Origin of the sequence: Micromonospora sp. CPCC 206060, from assembly GCF_036906895.1 — a bacterium.
In the GTDB taxonomy this organism is placed as follows: domain Bacteria; phylum Actinomycetota; class Actinomycetes; order Mycobacteriales; family Micromonosporaceae; genus Micromonospora.
This window is the reverse complement of the sequence record NZ_JBAKHU010000006.1, coordinates 40,397-64,022: the sequence shown is the minus strand read 5'-3', so window position 1 is coordinate 64,022 and position 23,626 is coordinate 40,397. Positions and strand designations below refer to the sequence as shown.

At 72.9% G+C, this 23,626-nt stretch carries 16 protein-coding genes, 4 tRNA genes and 1 pseudogene; 8 read left to right on the top strand and 13 right to left on the bottom strand.

Annotated features, from left to right (window positions below; translation table 11 throughout):
- Positions 1–61 precede the first annotated feature (61 nt).
- Together V6U90_RS07705 and V6U90_RS07700 are read right to left on the bottom strand one after the other, a co-directional pair.
- Positions 62–643: a TIGR03086 family metal-binding protein gene (locus V6U90_RS07705; RefSeq protein WP_334432629.1), complete on the bottom strand. Its 582-nt coding sequence runs from the start codon at positions 641–643 to the stop codon at positions 62–64.
- Positions 644–711: 68 nt separating this feature from the next.
- Complete coding sequence (locus tag V6U90_RS07700) at positions 712–1,314, bottom strand: TetR/AcrR family transcriptional regulator (protein WP_334432627.1); 603 nt, start codon at positions 1,312–1,314, stop codon at positions 712–714.
- A 766-nt stretch (positions 1,315–2,080) separates the two neighbouring features.
- Between V6U90_RS07700 and V6U90_RS07695 the strand changes: the two genes are divergently transcribed.
- From V6U90_RS07695 to V6U90_RS07680, 4 genes are all read left to right on the top strand, one after another.
- Positions 2,081–2,153, top strand: a tRNA-Gly gene (locus tag V6U90_RS07695).
- Between the two features lie 33 nt (positions 2,154–2,186).
- Positions 2,187–2,257 (top strand) — tRNA-Cys (locus V6U90_RS07690).
- Positions 2,258–2,270: 13 nt separating this feature from the next.
- A tRNA-Val gene (locus V6U90_RS07685) sits at positions 2,271–2,345 on the top strand.
- Positions 2,346–2,516: 171 nt separating this feature from the next.
- On the top strand, positions 2,517–3,458 hold the full coding sequence (locus tag V6U90_RS07680) for a glycoside hydrolase family 16 protein (protein ID WP_334432625.1): 942 nt from the start codon (positions 2,517–2,519) through the stop codon (positions 3,456–3,458).
- 22 nt (positions 3,459–3,480) lie between these two features.
- On the opposite strand, the gene V6U90_RS07675 is transcribed toward V6U90_RS07680, so the two are convergent.
- The 4 genes from V6U90_RS07675 to V6U90_RS07660 all read right to left on the bottom strand — a co-directional run bounded on the left by V6U90_RS07675 (position 3,481) and on the right by V6U90_RS07660 (position 9,769).
- Positions 3,481–4,725 carry a hypothetical protein gene (locus V6U90_RS07675; protein ID WP_334432623.1) on the bottom strand — a complete coding sequence of 415 codons (1,245 nt, stop codon included), beginning with the start codon at positions 4,723–4,725 and terminating at the stop codon, positions 3,481–3,483.
- Positions 4,726–4,826: 101 nt separating this feature from the next.
- Positions 4,827–5,990, bottom strand: coding sequence for a glycoside hydrolase family 26 protein (locus tag V6U90_RS07670; protein ID WP_334432621.1), 1,164 nt, complete (start codon positions 5,988–5,990; stop codon positions 4,827–4,829).
- Positions 5,984–8,146: a glycosyltransferase family 2 protein gene (locus V6U90_RS07665; protein ID WP_334432619.1), complete on the bottom strand. Its 2,163-nt coding sequence runs from the start codon at positions 8,144–8,146 to the stop codon at positions 5,984–5,986. The genes V6U90_RS07670 and V6U90_RS07665 overlap by 7 nt, the downstream gene beginning before the upstream one ends.
- A gap of 93 nt (positions 8,147–8,239) precedes the next feature.
- A complete protein-coding gene (locus tag V6U90_RS07660) occupies positions 8,240–9,769 on the bottom strand; it encodes a glycosyltransferase family 39 protein (protein WP_334432617.1) in 1,530 nt (509 codons plus the stop codon).
- A 220-nt stretch (positions 9,770–9,989) separates the two neighbouring features.
- On the opposite strand from V6U90_RS07660, the gene V6U90_RS07655 reads away from it, so the two are divergent.
- Positions 9,990–10,688 carry a GntR family transcriptional regulator gene (locus V6U90_RS07655; RefSeq protein WP_334432615.1) on the top strand — a complete coding sequence of 233 codons (699 nt, stop codon included), beginning with the start codon at positions 9,990–9,992 and terminating at the stop codon, positions 10,686–10,688.
- 93 nt (positions 10,689–10,781) lie between these two features.
- A tRNA-Gly gene (locus V6U90_RS07650) sits at positions 10,782–10,857 on the top strand.
- A gap of 25 nt (positions 10,858–10,882) precedes the next feature.
- On the opposite strand, the gene V6U90_RS07645 is transcribed toward V6U90_RS07650, so the two are convergent.
- Both V6U90_RS07645 and V6U90_RS07640 read right to left on the bottom strand, forming a co-directional pair.
- Complete coding sequence (locus tag V6U90_RS07645; RefSeq protein ID WP_334432858.1) at positions 10,883–11,857, bottom strand: Acg family FMN-binding oxidoreductase; 975 nt, start codon at positions 11,855–11,857, stop codon at positions 10,883–10,885.
- Between the two features lie 2 nt (positions 11,858–11,859).
- Positions 11,860–12,924 carry an Acg family FMN-binding oxidoreductase gene (locus V6U90_RS07640; RefSeq protein ID WP_334432613.1) on the bottom strand — a complete coding sequence of 355 codons (1,065 nt, stop codon included), beginning with the start codon at positions 12,922–12,924 and terminating at the stop codon, positions 11,860–11,862.
- A 159-nt stretch (positions 12,925–13,083) separates the two neighbouring features.
- On the opposite strand from V6U90_RS07640, the gene V6U90_RS07635 reads away from it, so the two are divergent.
- On the top strand, positions 13,084–13,722 hold the full coding sequence (locus V6U90_RS07635) for a response regulator transcription factor (protein ID WP_334432611.1): 639 nt from the start codon (positions 13,084–13,086) through the stop codon (positions 13,720–13,722).
- A gap of 56 nt (positions 13,723–13,778) precedes the next feature.
- Here the strand turns inward: V6U90_RS07635 and V6U90_RS07630 are convergent, their stop codons facing one another.
- Both V6U90_RS07630 and V6U90_RS07625 read right to left on the bottom strand, forming a co-directional pair.
- On the bottom strand, positions 13,779–15,494 hold the full coding sequence (locus V6U90_RS07630) for a sensor histidine kinase (protein WP_334432609.1): 1,716 nt from the start codon (positions 15,492–15,494) through the stop codon (positions 13,779–13,781).
- Positions 15,495–15,519: 25 nt separating this feature from the next.
- Entirely contained in the window at positions 15,520–16,518 is a 999-nt protein-coding gene (locus V6U90_RS07625; protein ID WP_334432607.1) for an Acg family FMN-binding oxidoreductase, read from the bottom strand.
- A gap of 224 nt (positions 16,519–16,742) precedes the next feature.
- Between V6U90_RS07625 and V6U90_RS07620 the strand changes: the two genes are divergently transcribed.
- Positions 16,743–19,088: a heavy metal translocating P-type ATPase gene (locus V6U90_RS07620; RefSeq protein ID WP_334432605.1), complete on the top strand. Its 2,346-nt coding sequence runs from the start codon at positions 16,743–16,745 to the stop codon at positions 19,086–19,088.
- A gap of 53 nt (positions 19,089–19,141) precedes the next feature.
- Here V6U90_RS07620 and V6U90_RS07615 read toward each other — a convergent pair whose 3' ends face one another.
- From V6U90_RS07615 to V6U90_RS07605, 3 genes and pseudogenes are all read right to left on the bottom strand, one after another.
- Entirely contained in the window at positions 19,142–20,017 is an 876-nt protein-coding gene (locus V6U90_RS07615; RefSeq protein WP_334432602.1) for a universal stress protein, read from the bottom strand.
- A gap of 10 nt (positions 20,018–20,027) precedes the next feature.
- Complete coding sequence (locus V6U90_RS07610) at positions 20,028–22,421, bottom strand: phosphoketolase family protein (RefSeq protein ID WP_334432600.1); 2,394 nt, start codon at positions 22,419–22,421, stop codon at positions 20,028–20,030.
- Between the two features lie 256 nt (positions 22,422–22,677).
- Positions 22,678–23,481, bottom strand: a pseudogene (locus V6U90_RS07605) (universal stress protein); the annotation flags it as partial.
- Positions 23,482–23,626 lie beyond the last annotated feature (145 nt).

Below are 23,626 nucleotides of genomic sequence, written 5' to 3'. Positions count from 1 at the left end.
TCCGGGGTGGCCCGCCGGACCGGTGGGTCAGTCGTCGTCCGTGGTCATTCGTCGTCCGTGGTCAGTCGCCCGGCGCCCAGTCGGGGTCCCGGCCGAACGCGGCGATCAGCCGGTCCTGCTCGTCCGCGTCGGCCGCCACGTCCACCCCGGGGCGGACCAGGTTCCCCTCCTGGTAGTCGCTGACCCGCTCGGCGAACCAGCGGGCGCACTCCTGGACCACCGCCGGGTCCAGACGGGGTTCCGCGCCGATCGCCACGGCGAGGTCCCAGCCGTGGATCAGGTGTTCGGCGACGAGCTGCTGGACGTACTCCCGGGCCGGGGTGTCCCCGGCGGAGAGGTGGACCGTGCGCTCCAGCGCACCGGGTGCGGCCATCGCCTGCTCGGCCTGCGCCACCGCGTCCCGGGCCGCCCCGGCCGGGTCGGCGCCGAGCTGGTCACCGGCGAACCGGTCCCCCACCGACTCGACGGTCTCCCCGGCGAACAACGGCACCACCCAGCGGTCCTCGCCCACCACGTGACCCACCAGGGTACGGACGTCCCAGTCCGGGCAGGGGGTCGGATCCGACCACTGCTCGGGCCTGACCCGACCGACCCGGTCGGTGAACTCGGTCAGGCTGCGCCGGTACGTCTCGATCAGGTCCATGGGGCGGTTCTTCCCGCCGATCGGCCGGTTACGCCCGGGAGCCGGCATCGGTCGCGGGTCGGTCGTGGTCAGTCCAGTTGGCCCGGGTCCAGGCCCAGCTCCCGGGCGGTGGTCAGGCGTACCCACTCGGCGAACTGGCGACGGGAGATGACCCTTTCGTGCACGGCCAGTTGCACGGCCAGGCCGTCGAGGATGGCGTTGATCCGCCAGGCGGCCCCGGCCGGGTCCGCGCAGTCGAAACTCCCGTCGGCCACGCCGGCCGCGATGACCGCCGCCAGGTCCTCCCGTCGGCGCAGGTCGAGCCGGCGGGAGACCTTCTCCAGTTCGGGGGTACGCAACGACTCCGCCCAGCCGTCGATCCACATCGCCCAGGCGGTCGGTCGGCTGGTGTGGGCGTAGAGCTTGAGCAGCCGTTTCAGCTTGGTCAGCGGGGGAGCGCTGGACCGGGCCACCGCGTCCAGCCGGGCCAGATCCTGCTCGGCGGCGTACGCGAACGCCTGCGCGAGTAGTCGCTCCTTGGTGGCGAAGTGATAGAAGACCAGCGCCTGACTCACCCCGGCGGCCTGGGCGACGTCCGCGGTGCGAGTGTTGGCCAGACCTCGTTCCACGATCACGTCACAGGCGGTGCGCAGCAGGGCATCCAGGCGGATCTCGGCCGCACGTCTCGTCACGCGGCTACCGTAGCCTATTCACGTGAGTACGGGGAGTGATCATCCCTGGGGTATTGGTAACGGCATGGTCGGACATCGGACACCATTTAGGCTATTGACCGAGATCGGGCGAGTAGGGCGGTCTTGTCGGTCGAGCTGCTGCGGGTTCCGTGCGTGGGGCACCCCGTGGGTGGGGCACCCTGGTTTGCGGCGGCGGAGTGTGCGCTTGCGGGTCGGGCACTGTCGAGCTGCTCCGTCTGTGCTATCGCCGGCAGGCCGCGGGGTGGTGCTGGGAGGTCGTGAGACGGTGCTGGGAGGCTGCGGGGCAGTGCCGGCAGGCCGGCAGCCGGACCAATATGCCAGGTTCCTAGGATGCCTAGCGCGGGTGGCGCCCCTTTGGCTGCGTGCTGGGCCAGTGGCCTGGGCCTGGCGTGAGGTAGCCCAGAGGTGGCGTCGGCGCCGGTCCCACCCCAGGTAGAACACCTTTCGCTGGCATTCCGCCACCCGGTCGGTAGGGAGGCCCGGTGTCGGGCGGGCGGTGGCGTGCCGAGCCAGGGCGGTCACCGCCAGTTTGCTCCGCAGTGAGCTGTTTGCCCTGAATGGGCCGCAACGCAGGCCCCTTGCCCGATGCGTGGACGGAGCAGCTCGACAGTGTGCTCGGGTGACGGGTCGCCCCCGCCGGGCGCGAGGGGCGGCCGCACGGCGGCGCGCCGGGGACCCCCGATTTGGCACATGCATCGGGCCTCGGCTAAAGTTCTCACCTGTCACCGGGAAGTGCCGGAGACAAGCGGACGTAGCGCAGCTGGTAGCGCATCACCTTGCCAAGGTGAGGGTCGCGGGTTCGAATCCCGTCGTCCGCTCGGAGATGCCGCCACGATAGCGGGGGCAACCTCGGTGGAGTGGCCGAGAGGCGAGGCAACGGCCTGCAAAGCCGTGTACACGGGTTCAAATCCCGTCTCCACCTCGGCAACATGCGAGGGCGATTGGCGCAGTGGGAGCGCGCTTCCTTGACACGGAAGAGGTCACTGGTTCAAACCCAGTATCGCCCACCAGGTCAGAGGGCTTGTCCGGGAAACCGGACAGGCCCTCTTTTCGTTTCTGCGTGACGAACCGGGTGACTACCTGATCCCACCCGTTGTCCGGCCGCGCCCGACGGGCCTGCTGCTGCACCTGAACATCGCGCTGGTCATGGGGTTGCGAGATGCCGGCTCACCATGTGGATGATGGACCCGACGACCGGTCCGTTCGGGGGAAGGAACGATACGTTGCGGCTGCCCGCCTCCACCCGCCGCAGGCGCCTGGCACTGCTCACCGCTGGCCTGATCTGCCTCGCCGCGGCCGGCTGCGGCGCCGCGCCGCAGACTACGGTGGCTCCCGGGGTGCCCCCGGCCACCCCGGAGGGCACGTCGGTGGTCCTGCCCGGGCAGCTCACCTGGTCCGACGAGTTCGACGGTCCGGCGGGTAGCCCGCCCGACCCGGCGAGGTGGGGTTACGACCGGGGTGGACAGTGGAACCGGGAGGAGTTGCAGTACTACACGGACAGTCCGGAGAACGTCGCGCTGGACGGGCAGGGCAGCCTGGTGATCACCGCACTGCGTGACGACTCCGGCAGCCGGATCTGCCGGGACGGCCCCTGCCGGTTCACCTCCGCGCGGTTGAGTACCGCCGGCCGGTTCAGCCAGCTCTACGGCACCTTCGAGGCCCGGATCAAGCTACCGGTGGAGGCGGGTCTGCTGCCGGCCTTCTGGATGCTCGGCGACGACATCCGTACCGCCGGCTGGCCGGACTGTGGGGAGATCGACGTCGTGGAACACCCCGGTGAGGAGGCGGACACCGTACACGGCGGGGTGCACGCACCCGGCCACTCCGGTGGTGCCACCTTCACCCTGCCCCAGGGGCGGTCCTTCGCCGACGACTTCCACACCTTCACGGTGCGGTGGACGCCGGAGGCGGTGAACTTCTTCGTCGACGGGGTGTGGTACGGCCGGCGGACGCCGGAGAACACCGGCCTGGCCGGTTGGGTCTTCGACCAGCCGTTCTTCCTGGTGCTCAACCTCGCCGTCGGTGGCGAGTGGGCCGGGCGGCCCGCCGACCGCACCCGGTTCCCGCAGCGGATGGTCGTCGACTACGTACGGGTGCACAGCTGGGACACCAAGCCGCAGTGAGGCCCGGTGTCCCCGCCATGGGTCAGCTGTACCGCTGCCAGACGTCGCGCATCGGTTCCCACTTCTGGTCGAGCCCGTCGTTCCAGTTGGCCACCAGGAAACCGCTGACCGGGGACTTCGTGTCGTCCCACCACAGTCCGGCGAAGAGCCGGCCGTCGTCCAGCTTGAAGCCGTACTCGATGTAGTTGCCCTCGGCGTGCCCGGAGGTGCTGCGCTTCGTGGCCGGTCCGGCAACGCCGGGCAGCAGCTTGGTGGCGTCGTAGTGCTGGAGCATGTGCCGCTCGCGGGCCTTGTCGCGCTCCTGGGTGGAGACGAACTGGACGAAGTTGACGTTCACGCTGCCGTACTGGCAGGCGATCCGGACGGTTTCCCCGTCACCGAGCTGCGGGCCGTACGGCTGGCCGTTGCGGACGCAACTGGCCACGTACGGCAGCCACGACTCGGCGAAGGTGCGCAGGTCGCCGGTGAACTTCTCGCGGTTGACGGCGAGCTGGGTCTGCTCGTACACGCCGAGTTTGCCGTCTCCGGCGGGCTGGCCGGTCTGCTGCGGCGCGGCCGGTGTCTCGGGTGCCCGCTTCGTGCCGACGACGTATCCAGCCGAGCCGAACAGCAGCAGCCCGGCGAGGAGCCCGATGAGGATGCCGGGTACCAGTTTGCTGCGGGGAGGCTTCGGCGTCGGAACGATCCGGGGGCCCCGGCTGGGGCTGAGCGGATCATCGGCGAACGAGGGGGCCGGACCCGGGGGCGGCCCGACCGGCGGGGGTACCGGCGTGGGCCGGGGCCCCGTCGGGTACGCCTGGGCAGGTGCCTGGGCGAACGGGTTGGCGTGCGGCGGGGTCGACATCGGCTGGGCCGACACGGGCGGGGAGGACATGGGCTGCCCGGACATGGGCTGCCCGGATACCGGCGGTGCCGACATCGGCTGGCCGGGTGCCGGCTGCGGGGGCACCGGCACGACGGGCATCGGCTGGGTCGGGGCTGCGGTCGGGCCGCCGGGCGGGCCGGGTGGCGGCGGCACCGGCCGGTACGGCCCGCCCGGTCCGTATGACGGTGGGAACGGGCCCGCCGGTGGACCGGAGGGCGGGCCGGCCGGCTGCGCCGGCGGAACGGGCATCGGATGGCCGGTCGGCGGCACCGGCCCGGCCGCCACGCCCGGTGGCGGTCCCGGCGCCGGCGGGGGTGGCAGGTGTCGTTGCCCCGTGACCGGCAGGCCGTACTCGTCGTATCCGTCCTGCCCGCCGGGCGGGCCCCCCTGAACGTCGTTCACGAGCAGGCAGGCTATCAGGAGCCGACCAGGGGTTGGCGGGTGCCGAGCGGCCCGGCCGGGATGGGCACGGCGTCCCGTACCCCGCAGCCGGGCCGGGACGTCTACCGTGGACGTGCCGTGCCGGTGGGTTCCGCAGGGGACCCGGTCGGTCGGGGCGGCACCTCGGCGGTCACCCGGGGCACCACGTTCGTCGTCCACCGCACGTCGTACCGCTTGTCGTCGGCCTCGGTGGCGAAGGCGGCCGAGGCGGCCGGGGCGGTGGCGATCCGCCAGTCCCACTCCTTAACCGACTCGTACCAGATGAACCCGATGATGTCCGGGTTGTCCTCCAGGTAGCCGAAGAACTCCCGTACCCAGCGGGCCTTCAGGCCGGCGTTGTCGGTGGCTGCGGTCTCGGTGATGACCAGCGGTTTGGCGGTGAAGGTACGTAGGTGGGTGATGGACCGGCCGAAGACGGTCCGGGGGGAGCGGTAGTTCTCGGTGCCCTCGGTGCCGTAGTAGCCGGACAGGCCGATCCAGTCCACCCACTCGTCACCGGGGTAGAAGGGCTTGAGCTGCTTGTCGCCGAAGAGGACGTTCGGGCTCCACACCCAGATGACGTTCGTCGCGCCCGCCTCGGTGAAGACCTGCCGGACGTGCCGCCACGCCTTCACGTAGTCCCCGGCGACGTTGCCGTTGACGTCGGCGCCCCACGGGTACCAGAAGCCGTTCATCTCGTGGGCGAAGCGGATCGCGACCTGGTAGTTGAGCCGCCTGATGCCGGTGGCGTAGGCGCGGATGTAGTCGTCGTGCTCGCCGCCGTAGATGGTGTTGAGCTGGTAGCGGGGCTGGCTGGCGTGGGTGCCGTCGGCGTTCTTCCGGTCGTCCTTGTAGTTCCACGGTTCCCAGCTGAGCATCGGGAGCATGCCCCGGCGGGCGACCGCGTCGAACTCGGCCCGGTCGAACGTCTCGTTGACCGCCCAGCCGTGGTTGAACAGCATCACGCTCGGGCGGTGCCGGATCGCCTTGCCGAACCGGTCGACCGGGGCGAAGTCGTAGGTGCCCTCCTTGGTGGTCACCCCGATGAACGCCTGGTCCTCCGGCGGGAAGAGCGGCGGTGCGGTCACGGTCGCGCCGGGGCTGGCCGACGGTTCGTCGGCGGCCACCGGGCCGGGTAGGGCCGGTTGCTGTGCGGCGAACAGGCGTGGCGCGAGTACGAAGGTGTAGCCGCCCAGGGCCAGGACCAGCAGCACGGTCAGCACCCGGGGGCCGGTCAGTCTCACCATCGGTTCCCTCCCGGTCGGCGCGACGGATCGGCGGTGGGTCCAGCGGTGGGTCCGGCGGTGGGGTCGAGTGGTCCGCGGGCCCGGGGGATCAACGCGGTGGCGTCGTCGGGATCCTGACCGGCGGTGGTGGTCGGCAGCAAGACGGTCGGTGAGTCCACCACCCGGCGGCCGGCCCGGCGACCGGGCCAGGCCGGTGCCGGGGTGAGCACGCCGTCGGTGTCGCGGACCCAGCCGCCGGTGTCGTCGTCCCAGCGGTCCCGCTTGTCCAGCGAGGTGGTGATCGGGTCGTCCGCGCGCCAGCCGAGGGAGGGCAGTGCGGTCTCCTCGGCGGGTCGGCGGCGGGCCGCCAGCCCGGAGACGGCGGCGATGACCGGCGGGGCGAGCCCGGTGAACAGGGTCAGTCCGGCCCAGAACCGCAGCAGGGTGTAGTCGTGTCCCAGCACGACGCTCGCCCCGAGCAGGGCGGCGGCGAACGCCGCCCAGAGCAGGTGCAGCCGGAACGTGGCCAGCGACTCGGTGGTGCGCAGCTTGCCCTTGGCGGTGACCACGAAGGCGAGTTTGCGGCGCAGCAGCGCCCCGATGCCGGCGGCCACGTAGACCGGGCCGGCGAAGAGCGCGAGGGCCATCCCGGGCATGCCGATCTCCTCCCGCTCGTGGGCGGCGATGTTGAACCGGCGCAGCCACAGCCAGAGCACGAACCAGGTGACCACGGTGGCGCTCCAGAGCAGCCCCCACAGGTTGGCGTCGAGGCGTACCGAGCTGACCCCGGTGAGCAGGTAGACGGCGGTGGCGGCGTTACCCAGCAGCACCCCGACCGCGACGCTGGGGTAGTAGAACTGGAGCAGCCGGTACTGCCAGCGCCGGCGGGTGCGCAGTTCGCGGGGGGCCCGCAGGTCGGGGCGGACCAGGATCTCCCAGATCCCGGCCGCCCAGCGTTTCTGCTGGTTGAAGTAGTCGGCCCAGGAGGTCGGGCCTTCGCCGATGGCCACCACGTCGGGGGTGTAGACGCCCTTCCAGGGCTGGCCGGTCTGCGGGTTGGTGGCGGCGTGGATGCGGATGCTGGTCAGATGGTCCTCGATGATCGAGTCCTGGTACCCGCCGATGCACCGCCAGGCGGACGGTCGGTAGAGGTGACCGGTGCCGGTCAGCAGTGGCGCGTCCAGTCCGTTGCCGCCCCGGGCGATGACCCCGTTGAACAGGTACTGCTGGACGGACGCGCCGTGCGCCACCCAGTTCTGGTGCATGTTGCCGTAGACCTGCGGGGTGACCACGAAGGCCACGTCCGGGTCACGGAAGTAGCCGAGGGTGCGTTCCAGGAAGCCGGGCATGGGTACGTGGTCCGGGTCGACGTTGGCGATCACGTCGTAGCGGTGCTCGTGCTCGGCCCGCCAGGCGTTGTGGTTGCCGGACTTGGTCTTCGTCCGGAACTCACCGGCGGGCTGGTTGTACTCCGCTCGGCCCTTGCGGCTGAAGTGGTGCACCCCGATCCGGCGGGCCATCGCCTTGACGGCCGGGTCGTCGCCCTCGTCGAGGATCCACACGTCGACCTTGCCGGCGTAGATGACCTCCTTCATCTTGCGCAGGGTGCGCTCGGCGACGTCGATCGGTTCCTTGCTGGGCACGATGGTGGTGAGCAGCGCCACCCGCAGCCCGATGGGTGGGTCCGTCGGTACCGGGTCCTTGGCGTAGAAGGCGAAGACCCAGATGGTGACGCTCTGCATCAGCCGGATCAGCTCGGCGATGATCATCACGCAGTAGCTGGTCCGGGCCACCGCCAGTTGCCAGCCGTCGTCGGGGCGTACCGCGCCGGGCACGTGCTCGGGCAGCAGCAGCCAGCCGACGAAGAGCAGGGTGGCGCCCAGGTTCGCCAGGACCAGCAGGGTGAGCACGAACCGGGCGCCCCGGCCGGCGATGGGCCGGAACCGTACCGGCTGGTCGGGCCGCTCCGGTGTGGTGGGCGGGCCGGTGACCTCGGCACAGTCGGCGTACGTCTTGCGGACCTCGATGTTGAGCTGCTCGGCGGTGGGCCGGTCGCGGGTGCCCGTGAGCCGTGGATCGCGGTGCGAGGTGGATGCCCGGCGTCGACCGGACGACCCGGTGCCCGTCGTCGAGGTTGTCTGGTTCGCCGGCACGGCGTCCTTTCTGGCCGGGTGCACTGGCAGCCGCACCCCGGCGGCGGCACGAGTGGCAGGGGCAGTGGCTGAGGTTACCCGGACCGGCGGCCGGGCGGGTTTCGTCGCGGTGTCGACTCAGGACGGCCGGCGGGTGACCAGGGCCAGGGTGAACCCGGGCAGGTGCCAGGTCTGCCCGGCCAGGTAGTGCTGGCGCAGCAGGATCTCCTTCGGTTCGCCGAGGCCGCTGACCGCGTCGCCGTGGTACCCGAGCCGGACGATCCACAGTCGGGACGCCTCGCCGAGGCAGCGGGCGGTGTCGGCGCACTCGGTGGCGGCGAGCTGCCCGCCGGTGCGTTGCGGTCGGGTGGCCAGCAGGTCCAGGGGGCGGCGGTTGGCGGGTACGTAGTGTTCGACGGTGTCTCGGGCGACCCAGCTCCCGCCCGGGTCCTGGCTGCCGTAGACGACCCCGTCACCGGTCCGGTAACCGTCGGCGATCAGGGCGGCGAGCTGGTGTCCGGCTTCGCTGTGCCCGTCCGGTTCGCGGATGGCGAGCTGCTGCGGTACGGCCAGCGCGATGATCACGGCCAGCGTTCCGATGGTGAGGCCGACGTGGACCCGGCCCAGCGCGACCCCGGCGAGCAGCGCCCAGGCGGGCAGGGTGAACAGCAGGTACCGGGGCAGGAACAGGGGGGTCACCTGGGCTGCGGCGTACAGGCCCAGTATCGGGACGGTGGCCCAGGCGGTCAGGGTGGCGACCGGGCGGCGCAGCGGAAGGCTGAACAGGGCCAGCAGCCCGACCAGCAGCCCGACCCAGGCCACCCCGAAGATCTCCCGGGGCAGGGTGAGTAGGGTCTGCACGTCGGCCGGGGGGATCCAGGCGACCTGGCTCTTCTGCTGGTTGCCCAGGCGCAGCAGGGGGAGGGCGGGCAGGGCGCCGACGGTGGCGGCGAGCAGCCAGCCGACGGTGCGGCCGCGGTAGTGGGCGAGGACCACCCAACCGTGCGCGGCCAGCAGCAGCAGGGCGATCGGGTGCAGCAGGCCCAGGGCGGCGACGGCGAGCAGGTAGGCCAGCCACCGCCAGAGGCGGGGCCGGGTGACCGCCCGGACCAGCAGGTACGTCGCCAGGGCCGCGCAGAGCACGACGAACGCGTACACCCGGGCCTCCTGCGCGAAACGCGACGAGGTCGGTAGGAGGGCGAAGAGCAGCCCGGCGGTCAGCCCGGCCCGGGGGCTGGCCAGCCGTGCCCCCAGTGCACCGATGAGGGCCGCCGCGCCGGCCATGGCGAGCACCGAGGGCAGCCGGAGTGCGGTGTCCGAGGTGCCGGCGAGTTCGGCCCAGCCGTGTACCAGGGCGTAGTAGGGCCCGATGATCGCGTCGACCCAGCGCAGCAGGGCGAACATCTCCGACCAGGACGACCGGGCCACGCCCCAGGTGGCCAGTTCGTCGGTCCACAGTGCCGGGCGGCCGATCCCGATCAGGCCGAGGGTCGCCATCACCAGGCCGGGCACCAGCCAGGAGGTGACGCCGACCGGTGGTTCGTCGGTCGGTACGTCCAACGGCGGATGGCTCTCGTCCTCACCCCACGGGTCGCGGCGGATTAGCTGCATGTCCCTCAGCCGGGGGATCACCGCGGTCATGTCCCGTTCGTTCGTGCGGCTCTGCATCGCCTGCCGGACTCCCCCCGTGTGGTGCCGCGAACCCCGCGGAAGCCTAGCGGTCGATGCGTCGTTCGGGGCATCCTGCCCGGGTTCAGCTCCGCTGAGTATCTGTCTGCCCACTGTGTGCGATGACGGGGTAGGATATCGATCGCTGTACGTGGCCAGATGTATCGATTCCGGTAATCGCCTCGACTGGCGGAGGTACTTCACCACCACGGGGGAGTTCGTGACCGTAACCAAGTCCGGTCCACTCGGAGGCGTGGGCGCCCTGCCCGATCTCACCGGCGGGTCGATCCCGGCGCACATTCACGATCTGCTGGAGGAGGCCATCATCACCGGTGTCCTCGCACCGGGCACCCGGATGCGGGCCGACCTGCTGGCCGCCGAGTACGGCGTCAGCCGCATCCCGGTCCGTGAGGCGCTGCGGTCGCTGCACGAGGCCGGCTGGGTGGACATCCGCCCCCGCTACGGGGTGTACGTGCGGGACCGGTCCATCCAGGAACTACGGGAACTGGTGGCGACCCGGGCGGTCATCGAGGCGTCGATCGCCGGCTGGGCGGCGCAGCACCGGTCCACCGACGACCTGGCCCGCCTCGGTGAGCTCGCCCTCTCGGGGCGTCGGGTCGCCGGCACGGCGGACGCCCGGCAGTTGTCCCGGCTCATCTCGGAGTTCTGGGCCGTGCTCCGCCAGGCCGCCGGTAACCAGGTGATGGCGGCCGTCTCCGTCGACCTGGAGAAACGGGCCCGGTTCTATCTGTCGGCGGTCCCCGCCGGGTCCGGCATGCACTGGCCATCCGCTCTCGACCGGCTGGTGCTGTTTCTGACCAGGGGCGACGTCGAGTCCGCCGCCGCCGAGGCCCGCAGCTACATCACGGCGACCGGTGCCACCATGGGGCGGCTGCTGACCGCCCGTGACCGGTCGTAGTGGGCGGAGCGACGGCGGTCGGGGAGGGGGCTGCGCGGCGCACCCGATGATCGGCTAAAGTTCTTCTCCGTCACCGGTTCACCTCGGCGGCACGCGGACGTAGCGCAGCTGGTAGCGCATCACCTTGCCAAGGTGAGGGTCGCGGGTTCGAATCCCGTCGTCCGCTCCATCCCCCTCTGCGCGGCCGGTTCCCGTCACGGTTGCGACACGACCAGATCGATGACCTCCCCAGGGGACCTCCGTGGCGTCGGCCCGCCCGGCTGCCCGTACCCGATCCGCATGACCATCTGCGGCGTCCCGTAACGTCCCAGGGCCAACCGGAGCTGTTCCCGGGCGCCGGGCACCTCGATCGGCTGGGAGAGCATCGACACGCTCAGCCCGGCGTCGGTGGCGGTGAGCAGGACCCGCTGCAACGCCTGCCCGGCGGCGATCTGGTCGGCGGTGGCGTCGCTGGGTGAGCCGAGCACCGCCACCAGCGGCTCCGGTTCGAAGTCCCGTCCCGGTGCCCGGTGCCGGGTGCCGAAAGCCCGCTGCGGCAGCAGGTCGTGCGGTTCGGACTGCGGTCCACCGGCCGCCGCCGGGATGCCGTCGTCGGCCGGCTCGGACCGGATCCACTCGACCACCTCGGCCCGGTAGCCGGGGTCGCGTTCCAGCACCCGGTTGGCGCTGCGGGCGATCTCGGCCACCATGGCGACCGCACTGGTGCCGATCACCAGCTCCAGCCAGGCCCCCTCGGCCTGTGCCGCCTCCCCGAGCCGCCAGCGCGCGTCGGCCGGTACCGGGTCGGGCCAGAAGGGCGCCCGGTTGCTGAACCGGAGGGAGATCGCCCCGTGCAGGCTCTGCTCGGTCGGGGTCGGCCGGCGGGGCTGGTCGGGGACCAGGCGGGCCACCACGTCGGGGTCCGCCGGGTACGGCCGCAGTCGCACCTGGGCCGGGATACCCGCCACGGCCAGGGAGAGTCGCAGGTTGAACAGGGCGGCACCGCAGGCGAGCCGGGCGCCCCAGCCACTCGGGTCGGTCGCCGGCAGACGACGGGCCGGGTCGATCGAGACCTCGATGCCGCCGTCCCGCAGCCGGAACCGCCACGGCTGGCTGTTGTGCAGCGACGGGGCCCGTACGGCGTCGGCCACGGCGGCCCGCAACTGCTCGATCGTGTACGCGGTCTGCATGGTCACACGCCTCCCTCGTGCCCGGCGGCCCGATCGTCCGTACCGGTCCTGCCCGCCGCCTCCGCCGCGTCGTCCGTGCCGTGCGCGATCACCTCCACCGGGTCGCGGCGCGGTACCGGCGGCAGGCCGTCGGCTGCGGCGGTGTACCCGATCCGCAGGGCGAGATAGGGCTCGCCCTGCCCGGCCAGCAGGTCCCGCAGCAGCCGGCGTGGCCAGGCCACCTCGATCGCGTCGCTCAGCGGCGCGGTGGACAGCCCGCACGCCACTGCGGTCAGCAGCACCGCGGAGAGCGCCTCCCCGCCGCGCAACCAGCCGGCCGGGTCGTCGTCGGTGCCGTGCAGGACGGCGAAGCTGGCCCCCGAGTCCCGTCCGACACCCACCCCCAGTCCGGGCGTACCGCCCAGGGTGTGGTCGCGCACCGGCACCCGGCGTGGCACCTGCCGGACGGCGGTGGTGGCCGGCACCCCGTCGCCGCTCCACGGCGGCCGGTGGGTCCACCGGGTCAGTTCGGCGCGGTACGCCGGGTCGGCCAGCTCGGTCGCGGCGGCCTGCGCGGTGACCACCGCCAGCATCGGCATCTGGTCGCCGCGGACCACGTGCAGGCCGGCGCCCTCGGCGGCGGCCGCGTCCCGCAGCCGGTCGAGCAGGATCGGATCCACCGGGGTGTCGCCGAACGCCCGCCGGTCGGTCCGTCGGCGGGGGATCGCGGCCAGCAGGGCGTGCTCGGCCACCTGCGGGGTACGCCGACCGGTCAGCCGGATCCGGGCCAGCAGGCGCGGACGCGCGGGCTCCGGGTGCCGGTCGACGGTGACCTCGTGGCCGCCGGCGGTCAGCACCACCCGGGCGTGGTGCAGCGCGGCGCCACAGCTCAGGGTGAGCAGCCGTCCCGCCGGGTCGGCGACGGTCAACTGCCGGTCCGGGTCGGCGTGCAGCTCCAGGGCCCCGCCGGTGATCACCCAACGCCACGGCTGGGTGTTCAGCACCGACGGCGCGTGCAGCGCCGCCCGGGCCGCGTCCGCGAGGGCGGCCGGCACGTCGATGGTCGGGGGTGTCGTCGGTGTGGCCATCCTCGCCTCCTCGGTTCGTCACCTCCACGGTGCGGCACCGGGCGGGGTGCCGCGCAGGGCCGGACGTCCCGAAGCGGAGGGGACCAGCTACCCGGTTCCGGCCCGGTTACGGGACCTTCGGCCCGTGCGCCGGCCGGTCGGATCGGGTAGAAACGACGAATGATCCGGGTGTTTCTGCTCGACGACCATGAGGTCGTCCGTCGTGGTCTGGCCGACCTGCTCTCCAGTGGTGGCGACATCGAGATCGTCGGTGAGTCCGGTTCGGCCCAGGAGGCCGCCCGCCGGATCCCCGCGCTCCGCCCCGACGTGGCGATTCTCGACGCCCGGCTGCCCGACGGCAACGGCATCGACGTCTGCCGGGACGTGCGGGCCGTCGACTCCTCGATCAAGGGCCTCATCCTCACCTCGTACGAGGACGACGAGGCGCTCTTCGCGGCAATCATGGCCGGCGCGGCCGGGTACGTGCTCAAGCAGATCCGGGGCACCGATCTGATCGACGCGGTGCACCGGGTCGCGGCCGGGCAGTCGCTGCTTGACCCGGCGGTCACCCAGCGGGTGCTGGAACGCATCCGCAGCGGCGTCGAGCAGCCCCGGGAGCTGAAGGCCCTCACCGAGCAGGAGCGGCGCATCCTGGAATACGTCGCCGAGGGGCTGACCAACCGGGAGATCGCCAGCCGGATGTTCCTGGCCGAGAAGACCGTGAAGAACTACGTCTCCAGCGTGCTGGCCAAGCTGGGCCTGGAACGGCGTACCCAGGCTGCGGTGCTGGCCACCCGGCTGCTCGGTCAGCACCCCTGACCCTCCTGGCCCAGGAGGCGCGCCCCTGACCTGCCCTCCGTCGTGCCGCTGCGTGCTCAGTCGCGCAGTGGCACACTCCACCGCAGCACCGTGCCGTGCGGAGCCCCCGGGATGATCTCGAACTCGCCGCCGTGCCCCTCGGCACGTTCCCGCAGGTTGACCAGGCCGCTGCGGGCCGCCGCCGGGTCGCAGCCCACCCCGTTGTCGGCCACTGTCACGGTCAGCCGGCTGCCGTCGACGTGCACCGCCACCCGGACCTGACTGGCCCGGGCATGCCGGACCGCGTTCGACAGCGCCTCCCGCAGGGTGGCCAGCAGGTCGGGCCGGACCCCCTCGGGTACCGCGCTGTCCACCGGCCCGGTCAGCTCCAGCGCCGGCCGGAACCCCAGCGACTCGGCCGCCGTGTCCACCGCCTCCCGGATGTCCGTGCGCAGCGCCGCGCTCATCGGGGTACGCAGCTCGAAGATGGTCCGCCGGATGTCCCGGATGGTGGCGTCCAGGTCGTCGACCGCCGCGTTGATCCGCTTCGCGACCTCGGGCCGGGCGGTCAGCGGCACCGCGCTCTGCAACTGCAGGCCGGTGGCGAAGAGCCGCTGGATCACCACGTCGTGCAGGTCCCGGGCGATCCGCTCCCGGTCCTCCAGCACCACCAGCAACTCCCGCTCCTCCTGCCCCCGGGCCCGTTCCATGGCCAGGGCCGCCTGGTCGGCGAAGCTGCCCAGCAGCGGCACGTCGTCCTCGGTGGGGCCGCCCCGATCCGGGGTGTGCGCGACCACCAGCACACCGTGCAGGGTGTCCGCCGTCGCCAGCGGGGAGACCACCGCCGGCCCGGCCGTCACCGGCACCGGCCAGGGGGCCGACTCCGCGAGGTTCTCCACCATCTCGTGCCGGCGGTCGGTCACCGCCCCGGCGAAGGTGGTCTCGGACGCCGGCAGGACCACCCCGACCAGCCGGTCCAGCCCGTGGTGGGAGCCGTCGACCACCTCCACGGTGAACTGGCCGGCGTCCTCGTCGTAGAGCAGCACCAGCGCCAGATCGGCGTCGGCGACCTCCCGGGCCCGGCGGGCCACCAGGCGCAGCGCGTCGGTACGCCGTACCTCACCGAGCAGCACCGAGGTGATCTCGGCGGCAGCGGCCAGCCAGCGTTCCCGGCGGTGCGCCAGCGCGTAGAGCCGGGCGTTCTCCACCGCGACACCGGCCGCGGCGGCCAGCGCCACCACGATCTCCTCGTCGTCCTCGGTGAACTCCGCCGCGCCCTGCTTCTCGGCCAGGTAGAGGTTGCCGAACACCTGGTCCCGGATGCGCACCGGTACGCCGAGGAAGCTGTGCATCGGCGGGTGGTTCGGCGGGAAGCCGTACGACTGGGGATGCTGGGTGATGTCGGGCATCCGGACCGGCCGGGGATCGGCGATCAGCAGCCCCAGCACCCCCCGGCCGTGCGGCAGGTCCCCGATCTTCGCGTGCAGTTCGGGGTCGATGCCGTGGGTGATGAACTCGGCCAGCAGCATGTCCTGACCGATCACCCCGAGCGCGCCGTACCGCGCGCCGACCAGCTCACAGGCCGCCTCGACGATCCGCCGCAGCGTACTGCGCAGATCCAGGTCGGTGCTGATGCCGACCACCGCGTCGAGCAGGGCCCGCAGCCGTTCCCGGCTGGTCATCACCTCGCCGACCCGGTCGAGCATCTCCTGGAGCAGCTCGTCGAGGCGAACCCGGGACAGCGGGGTCAGGCCGAGTGAAGGGGTCTGCGGCTCGGCTGATGGGTTGACCATCGGCCGATGGTAGCCGGACCGGCCGCTAGCTGCGGACTGCGGAGGTGTCCACGATCTGGCTGGCCGACAGCCGGGGGGTGTGCGGCGGTCCGGCGTGCGCCGGGTCGGCGATGCCCAACCGCAGGACCAGATAGGGGAAACCCACCCCGGCGAGCAGGTGACGCAACGTCTGTCGGGTGCCCGGCACCTCGACCACCCCGCTGAGCGGTACCACCGACACCCCGAGCCGGGTCGCGGCCAGCCAGGCCGCCGACAGGGCCTCGCCGGCCCGCAGCCAACTGTCCGGCTCGTCCTCGTCGCCGCTGAGCGTCCCGTAGACGGCCGCCCGGTCGTGCCCGGGGCCCACCGGCAGGGTGCCGGGGCGACCGAAGTCCCGGCCCGGCACGGTGGTCTGCGGCTGCTGCTCAGGCAGCACCTCCGGCGGCAGGCCGGTGCCCTCCGCGCGGCTGATCCAGTACCGCAGCTCCGCGCGGAGCTGCGGCTCACCCGCCTCGACGTCCGCCGCGTGACTGGCGGCGGCGGCCAACTCCAGTACCTGGTCGGCGTCGAGCACCTGCAACCGGGCGCCCTCGGCCGCCGCCGACCGGCTGATCTCGTCGAGCACGGCGTCGCCGACCCGCTCCTCGGTGACCGGTCGGCGGTCGGTGTGCCGCACCTGCATGCACTGCACCAACCGCATCGCCGCCGGGTCGGCACCGTCGGCGCGGCTGGCGGTGAGCCGGGCCAGCAGGTCCGGGTCGCCGGGCTCGGGCAGCCGCTCGACCGCCACCCGCCATCCCTCGGCGGCCATCGCCACCCGGGCGTGGTGCAGCGCCGTGCCGCAGCTCAGCACCAGCAGCCGGCCGTCCGGGTCGGTGGCGGTGAGCTGGCGCTCGCGTACCGCCCGCAGCTCCAGCCCGTCGGGTAGGACACGCCACAGCCAGGGCTGCGTGTTGTGCAGCGAGGGCGCGTAGCCGGCCGTCGTGGCTGCCTCCGCGAGCGCGGTGGCCAGCGTACGGTCCGTCCCCGGCTTCTCCTGGCTCATGGTCACGACCTTCCTTTTCCGCCCATCGTGCCCCAGCCCGCAGCGGTGCGGGGCCGGTTGCCCGCTCCATCCTCCGCTCGGAACGGTTGGTCCGCACGGTACCTATGCCCTGCCCGGCCCGGGACATTCGCCCCACCCGGTACGTCGGGTCCCGACGCCCGGTACGCCAGAATCCCGGTCACCAGCCCGCCCGGATTGGGAGGATCGACCGGGAGGAGAGGCCCATGGAGTGCGTCCCGGAGCAGCCCGCGGCGAACCGGCGGCGGGCCTGGCTGGAGTGGACCCCGCTGGTGGCGCTCACCGTCCTGGTCGCCGCCGGGGCGGTGCTCCGGTCCACCGGACGGCCGGGCGCGGCGGGGCTGGTCTGGGCCGGGGTGACCGTGGCCACCCTGCTGCCGGCCACCTGGTCGGTACTGCGGTCGTTGTGGCATCGGCAGTTCGGGGTCGACGTGATCGCCGTCCTCGCCCTCGGCGGTGCGCTGCTGGTCGGCGAGTACCTGGCCGGCGCGGTGATCGCCCTGATGCTGGCCACCGGGCGGACCCTGGAGGCGTACGCCCAACGCCGGGCCACCCGGGACCTGCGGGCCCTGCTCACCCGGGCGCCCCGGACCGCGCGCCGCCGCACCCCGGACGGCGGGATCGAGGTGGTCGACCTGGCCCGGGTGCAGGTCGGCGACCGGCTGGTGGTCGGCCCCGGCGACGTGGTCGGTGTGGACGGGCGGACCGAGGAGGCGGTCACCCTCGACGAGTCGGTGGTGACCGGCGAGTCCCGCCTGGTGCAGCGCCAACCGGGCGAGGACGTGGCCAGTGGTGTGGTCAACGCCGGTGCCGGATTCGGGATGCTGGCGACCACCACCGCCGCGCGGAGCACCTACGCGGGCATCGTCCGGCTGGCCGAGGAGGCGACCGCCCGCAAGGCCCCGATGGTCCGGCTCGCCGACCGGTACGCGGCGGCGTTCGTACCCTTCACCCTGGTCCTGGCCGGGCTGGCCTGGCTGCTCTCCGGTGAGTTCGTCCGGGCGGTCGCGGTGCTGGTGGTGGCCACCCCCTGCCCGCTGCTGCTGGCCACCCCGATCGCGATCGTCTCCGGCCTGTCCCGGGTGGCCCGCCGGGGCGTGCTGGTCCGCGACGGCGGCTCCCTGGAACTGCTCGGTCGGGCCCGGACCCTGCTGGTGGACAAGACCGGCACGTTGACCGCCGGCCGTCCCCGGGCCAGCGAGACCGTCGTCGCCCCGGGCGGTGACTCCGACGAGGTACTGCGGCTGGCCGCCTCGGTCGAGCAGCTCTCCGGGCACGTGCTGGCGGCGGCCCTGGTCCGGGCGGCCCGCGACCGTGGCCTGGCCCTGACCACCCCCACCGAGGTGACCGAGGAACCCGGTCGGGGCGTCACCGGGCGGGTCGGCGGCCGGCTGGTCCGGGTCGGGCAACTCGACGGTGAGCTGCCCGACTGGGCCGAACGGGCCCGGCGGCGGGCCGACCTGGACGGCGCCGCCACCGTCTGGGTCAGCGCCGACGGTGCGCCGGTCGGTGCCCTGCTGCTGGAGGACCCGGTACGCCCCGACGCCCGGCGGACCGTGCGCCGGCTGCGCGAGGCCGGCTTCACCCGGCTGGTGATGCTCACCGGGGACCGCCCGGGTACCGCCGACCAGGTGGCCCGGGTGGTCGGCGTGGACGACGTGGTGGCCCGCTGTTCCCCGCAGCAGAAGGTGCAGCGGGTACGCGCCGAGTCGCAGCGGGCGGTCACCGTGATGGTCGGCGACGGGGTGAACGACGCCCCGGCGCTGGCCGAGGCGGGGGTCGGGGTAGCGATGGGCGCCACCGGGGCGACCGCCTCGGCGGACATCGCCGACGCGGTGCTCACCGTGGACCGGCTGGACCGGCTCGCCGACGCGGTGGAGATCGCCCGGCACGCCCGGCGGATCGCGGTGCAGAGCGCCACCGTGGGCATGGGCCTGGCCGTGCTGGCCATGGTGGCCGCCGCGTTCGGGCTGCTGCCCCCGGTGGCCGGGGCGTTCCTCCAGGAGGGCATCGACGTGGTGGTGATCCTCAACGCGCTGCGGGCACTCGGCGGCGGACTGCGCCACCAGGCGGTACCCGGACACACCGGGGAACTGCTCGACCGGTACGCCGCCGAGCACGCCGGGCTGCGGGGCGTACTGACCGGGCTGCGCGGCGCGGCCGACCTGGTGGCGACCCGACCGGACGCCGACCAGGTGGTGCCGACGCTGCGCGCGGTGCACCGCCGGCTGGTCGACGAGGTGCTGCCGCACGAGACGGCCGAGGAGCAGCGGCTCTATCCGGCGTTGGCCGGCCCGCTGGGCAGCGCCGAGGCGACCGCCACGATGAGCCGCTCCCACGTGGAGATCCACCGCCTGATCGACCGGATCGGCGGCCACCTCGACCAACCGGGTACGCACCCGGCGCCGGACGGCGACGCCGCAGCCGGGCCCGGCGGCCGACTCCACCCCGACCAGGTGCCGGACCTCCTCGCCAGCCTCTACGGCCTGGACGCCGTGCTCCGCCTGCACCTGACCCAGGAAGAGGAGGACTACTTCTCCCTGAGGACGTAAGGAAGGGCCCCCGCTTAACGCTTTCGGTAGAGGAAGGGCCCCTTCTTAACAACTCAGAGCGGTCGGACCACGGCCACCGGGCAGTACGCGTGCGCGATGAGCTGCTGGCTGACCGAGCCGAGCAGCATCCCGCGCAGACCGCCATGCCCCCGGCTGCCGACCACCACGAGCTGCGCGTTGCGGGTCGCCGCGACCAGGATCGCCGCCGGGTTGCCGGCGGGTACCTCGACGGTCACCTCGACCTGCGGGTACCGCCGCTGCCAGTCGGCCAGCAACCCGTCCAGCGCCTCCCGTTCCCGGGCCGCGATGTCGTCCAGGTGCAGGTCCGCCGGGGTCCACTCGGGTACCGGCCGACCCCAGGCCCGCACCACGTGCAGCGGTACGCCGCGCAGCGCGGCCCGCTCGAACGCGAAGCCCAGGGCGGCCAGCGAACCGGCCGACCCGTCCACCCCGACCACCACGTGCCCAGGCCGGCCGCCCCCGGCCGGCACCGATCCGCGGACCACCACCACCGGGCAGTGCGCGTGCCCGGTCACGCTGACCGCGGTGGAGCCGGCGAGCAGCCCGGCGAAGCCGCCGTGTCCCCGGCTGCCGAGCACCAGCAGTGCGGCTGAGGCGGACCGCTCGGTCAGCACCAGGGCCGGTGGCCCGTCGAAGACCTCCCCGTGCACGGTGATCCCGGGATGCGTGCTGCCGGCCCCGGCCACCGCGTCCCGGACCAGCTCCTCGACCTGGCGCCGGGCCAGCTCGTCCGGCCAGGTGCCGGGGGCGATACCCGGCCCGACCCAGCTGGCCACGGTCAGCCACTCGAAGGCGTACGCCAGCCGTACCGGCCGGTTGGTCCGGCCCGCCTCGTCCAGCGCCCACCCGAGCGCGGTCCGGGCGTCGTCGGATCCGTCGTACCCGACGAGGATCTCGTCACTGGTCACCGGGTGCTCCTCAGCGGTTCGTGGGGTCGGTTTCGCGTACCCACCGCCACTCGGCGACCATCGGGTGGTCCTCGCCGTACCGGCGGGTGTGGTCGCGGCACTCCTGCCGGGCGTCGACCATTGCCTGGCGCAGGTGCGCGGCCCGCACGGCCAGCCCCGGTACCCGGTCGATGACGTCGATGACCAGGTGGAAGCGGTCCAGGTCGTTGAGCATCACCATGTCGAACGGCGTGGTGGTGGTGCCCTCCTCCTTGTAGCCGCGGACATGCAGGTTGCCGTGGTTGGTCCGCCGGTAGGTCAACCGGTGGATCAGCCACGGGTAGCCGTGGTACGCGAAGATGATCTGCTTGTCCCGGGTGAAGATGGTGTCGAAATCCCTGTCCGGCAGCCCGTGCGGGTGCTCACTGGCCGGTTGCAGCCGCATCAGGTCGACCACGTTGACCACCCGCACCTTCAGCTCGGGCAGGTGCCGGTGCAGCAGGTCGGCGGCGGCCAGGGTTTCCAGCGTCGGGACGTCACCGGCGCAGGCGAGCACCACGTCCGGTTCCTGGCCCTCGTCGGTGCTGGCCCACTGCCAGATGCCCAGGCCCCGCCGGCAGTGCTGGATTGCGGCGTCCATCGGTAGCCAGTTCGGGGCCGGCTGCTTACCGGCGACGACCACGTTGATGTAGTGCCGGCTGCGCAGGCAGTGGTCCATCGTGGAGAGCAGGGTGTTGGCGTCCGGCGGGAGGTAGACCCGGACCACCTCGGCCTTCTTGTTGGCCACGTGGTCGATGAAGCCGGGGTCCTGGTGCGAGAAGCCGTTGTGGTCCTGCCGCCAGACGTGGCTGGAGAGCAGGTAGTTCAGCGAGGCGACCGGTCGGCGCCACGGGATGCCCCGGGTGGTCTTGAGCCACTTGGCGTGCTGGTTCAGCATCGAGTCGACCACGTGGATGAACGCCTCGTAGCTGGTGAAGATGCCGTGCCGGCCGGTGAGCAGGTACCCCTCCAGCCAGCCCTGGCACAGGTGCTCGGAGAGCACCTCCATCACCCGGCCGTCCGGGGACAGGTGGTCGTCGCCGGTCTCGGTGGCTCCGACGAACGCCCGGTCGGTCACCTCGAACGCCGCACCGAGCCGGTTGGAGGCCACCTCGTCCGGGCCGAACAGCCGGAACCGGTCCGGGTTCGCGGAGATCACGTCGCGGACCCAGCCGCCGAGCGCGCCGGTGGCGCCGGCCATCGGCTCACCAGGGCGACCGACGTCGACCGCGTAGTCCCGGAAGTCGGGCAGGACCAGGTCGCGAAGGACCATCCCGCCGTTGGCGTGCGGGTTGGCGCTCATCCGCCGGTCACCGCATGGGGCCAGCTCCGTCAGCTCGGTAACCGGGGCGCCGGTGGCGTCGAAGAGTTCCTCCGGCCGGTAGCTGCGCAGCCAGCGCTCCAGTTCGGCCAGGTGCGCGGGGTTGTCCCGGACCTCGTTGATCGGTACCTGGTGGGCGCGGAAGGTGCCCTCGACCCGCTTGCCGTCGACCTCGCGCGGGCCGGTCCAGCCCTTCGGGGTACGCAGCACGATGGCCGGCCAACGGGGCCGGTCGGTGTTCCCGTCGACCCGGGCCCGACGCTGGATGGCCGCGATGGTGTCCAGCGCGCGGTCCAGGGTGGCGGCCAGTTCCTGGTGTACCCGTTCCGGCTCGTCGCCGTCGACCACGAGCGGCTCGTAGCCGAAGCCGCGCAGCATCGACATCAGGTCGTCGTGGCCGATCCGGTCCAGCACTGTCGGGCTGGCGATCTTGTAGCCGTTGAGGTGCAGGATCGGCAGCACCACGCCGTCGCGGGCCGGGTTGAGGAAGACATTGGACAGCCAGCTCGCGGCGAGCGGGCCGGTCTCCGCCTCGCCGTCGCCGATGACGCAGGCCACCAGCAGGTCCGGGTTGTCGAACGCGGCCCCGTACGCGTGCATCAGCGAGTAGCCCAGCTCGCCGCCCTCGTGGATCGACCCGGGGACCTCCGGTGCCACGTGACTGGGGATGCCGCCGGGGAAGGAGAACTGCCGGAACAGCCGGGCCATGCCGGTCTCGTCCCGTCCGACCGACGGGTACAGCTCGCTGTAGGTCCCCTCCAGCCAGGTGTTCGCCACGATCGCCGGTCCACCGTGGCCGGGGCCGGTGACGAAGATGGCGTCCAGGTCGCGCTGGGTGATGGTCCGGTTCAGGTGGGCGTAGAGCAGGTTCAGGCCGGGGCTGGTCCCCCAGTGGCCGAGCAGTCGGGGTTTGACGTGCTCGGGTGCCAGCGGCTCGTGCAGCAGCGGATTGTCCAGCAGGTAGATCTGCCCGACGGTCAGGTAGTTGGCGGCGCGCCAGTACGCGTCGAGCCGGCGCAGCTCGTCCTCGGTCAGGGGGCCGTGTACGTCGAGTGCGGTATCCATCTACCAAAGCCTCTCGCGGGTCGGGGGATCGCGCATCCGGAGCCGGGCCGTCCGGGTCGATCCCAGCTTCGCGGTCGGGTGGTCAGCTCGGTCAGGGCCGTTGGTCCCGGCCTCGGGGGCCCTCCTGGTGTATCGACGGGTGCCTCTGGCCCTCCGGCGGAGTGGGTCGGTCCACGCCCGGGTCGTGCCGGTCCATGCCCGGGTCGTGCCGGTCCATGCCCGGGTCGTGCCGCCGTGCCTGCTGCCCGACGGCCTGGCCGCGCACCACGATCACCGGTGCGGGGGAGTGGTACAGCAGGCTCTGGCTGACCTCGCCGAGCATGCCCCGGGTCGGGTCGGAACCCCGGGCACCGACCACGGCCAGCACCGCCGCCCGGGACCGTTCGACCAGCACCTGGCCCGGCTCGCCGGTGACCACCTCCTGCCGGACCGGCACGCCGGGGTGGTCACCCTGCCAGCGGGCCACGTCGTCGGCGAGCCGGCTGGCCAGGTCACCGTCGAGCCGGTCCGGGTCGGTGACCCGGATGACCAGCAGTTCGGCCCTACGGCGGGCGGCGTAGTCGAAGGCGTACGCCAGCGCGGCGTCGGCGGACGGCGATCCGTCCACCCCGACCAGTACCGGCCCGTCGGCCGGTGGCGGGGTGCCCCGGACCACCAGAACCGGTGACCCGGCGCGGGCGGCGACCTGCACGGCGGGTGCGTCCGACGGTACGCAGCCGCAGCTCGCCAGGTCACCGTCGCCGAGTGCGACCAGCGCGGCGTGCTCGGAGTACCGGACCAGGCTGGCGACCGCCGGACCCTCGGCGAGTTCGCCGTGCACCGCTAGGTCGGGGACGATCTCGCTGGCGGCGGCCATGGCTCGGTCGATGAGTTCCTCGACGGCGTCCCGGGGCCCCAGGCCGCTGGGTTCGGTCTTCACCGCCGCCCAGTTGAAGGCGTGCAGCACGGTCAGCGGGCGGCGCTGTGCAGCGGCCTCCTGTGCGGCCAGCCGGACGGCGGCCAGGCTCAGCGACGAGTCGTCGACCCCCACCACGACCGGCGCGTCGGCGGGAGCGGTCATCCGGCCTCACCTCCCGGCTCCCCGCCCCCGACCGTGGCGGCTGCCCACGATCGAGGCTAGTGCGGCCGGTGGGGCCGGGCCTCGGATTCAGCGGAACTGGAGCCGGTCGCCATGGTCCCGTCGGCGGCGGGCGAGCCGTCCACTT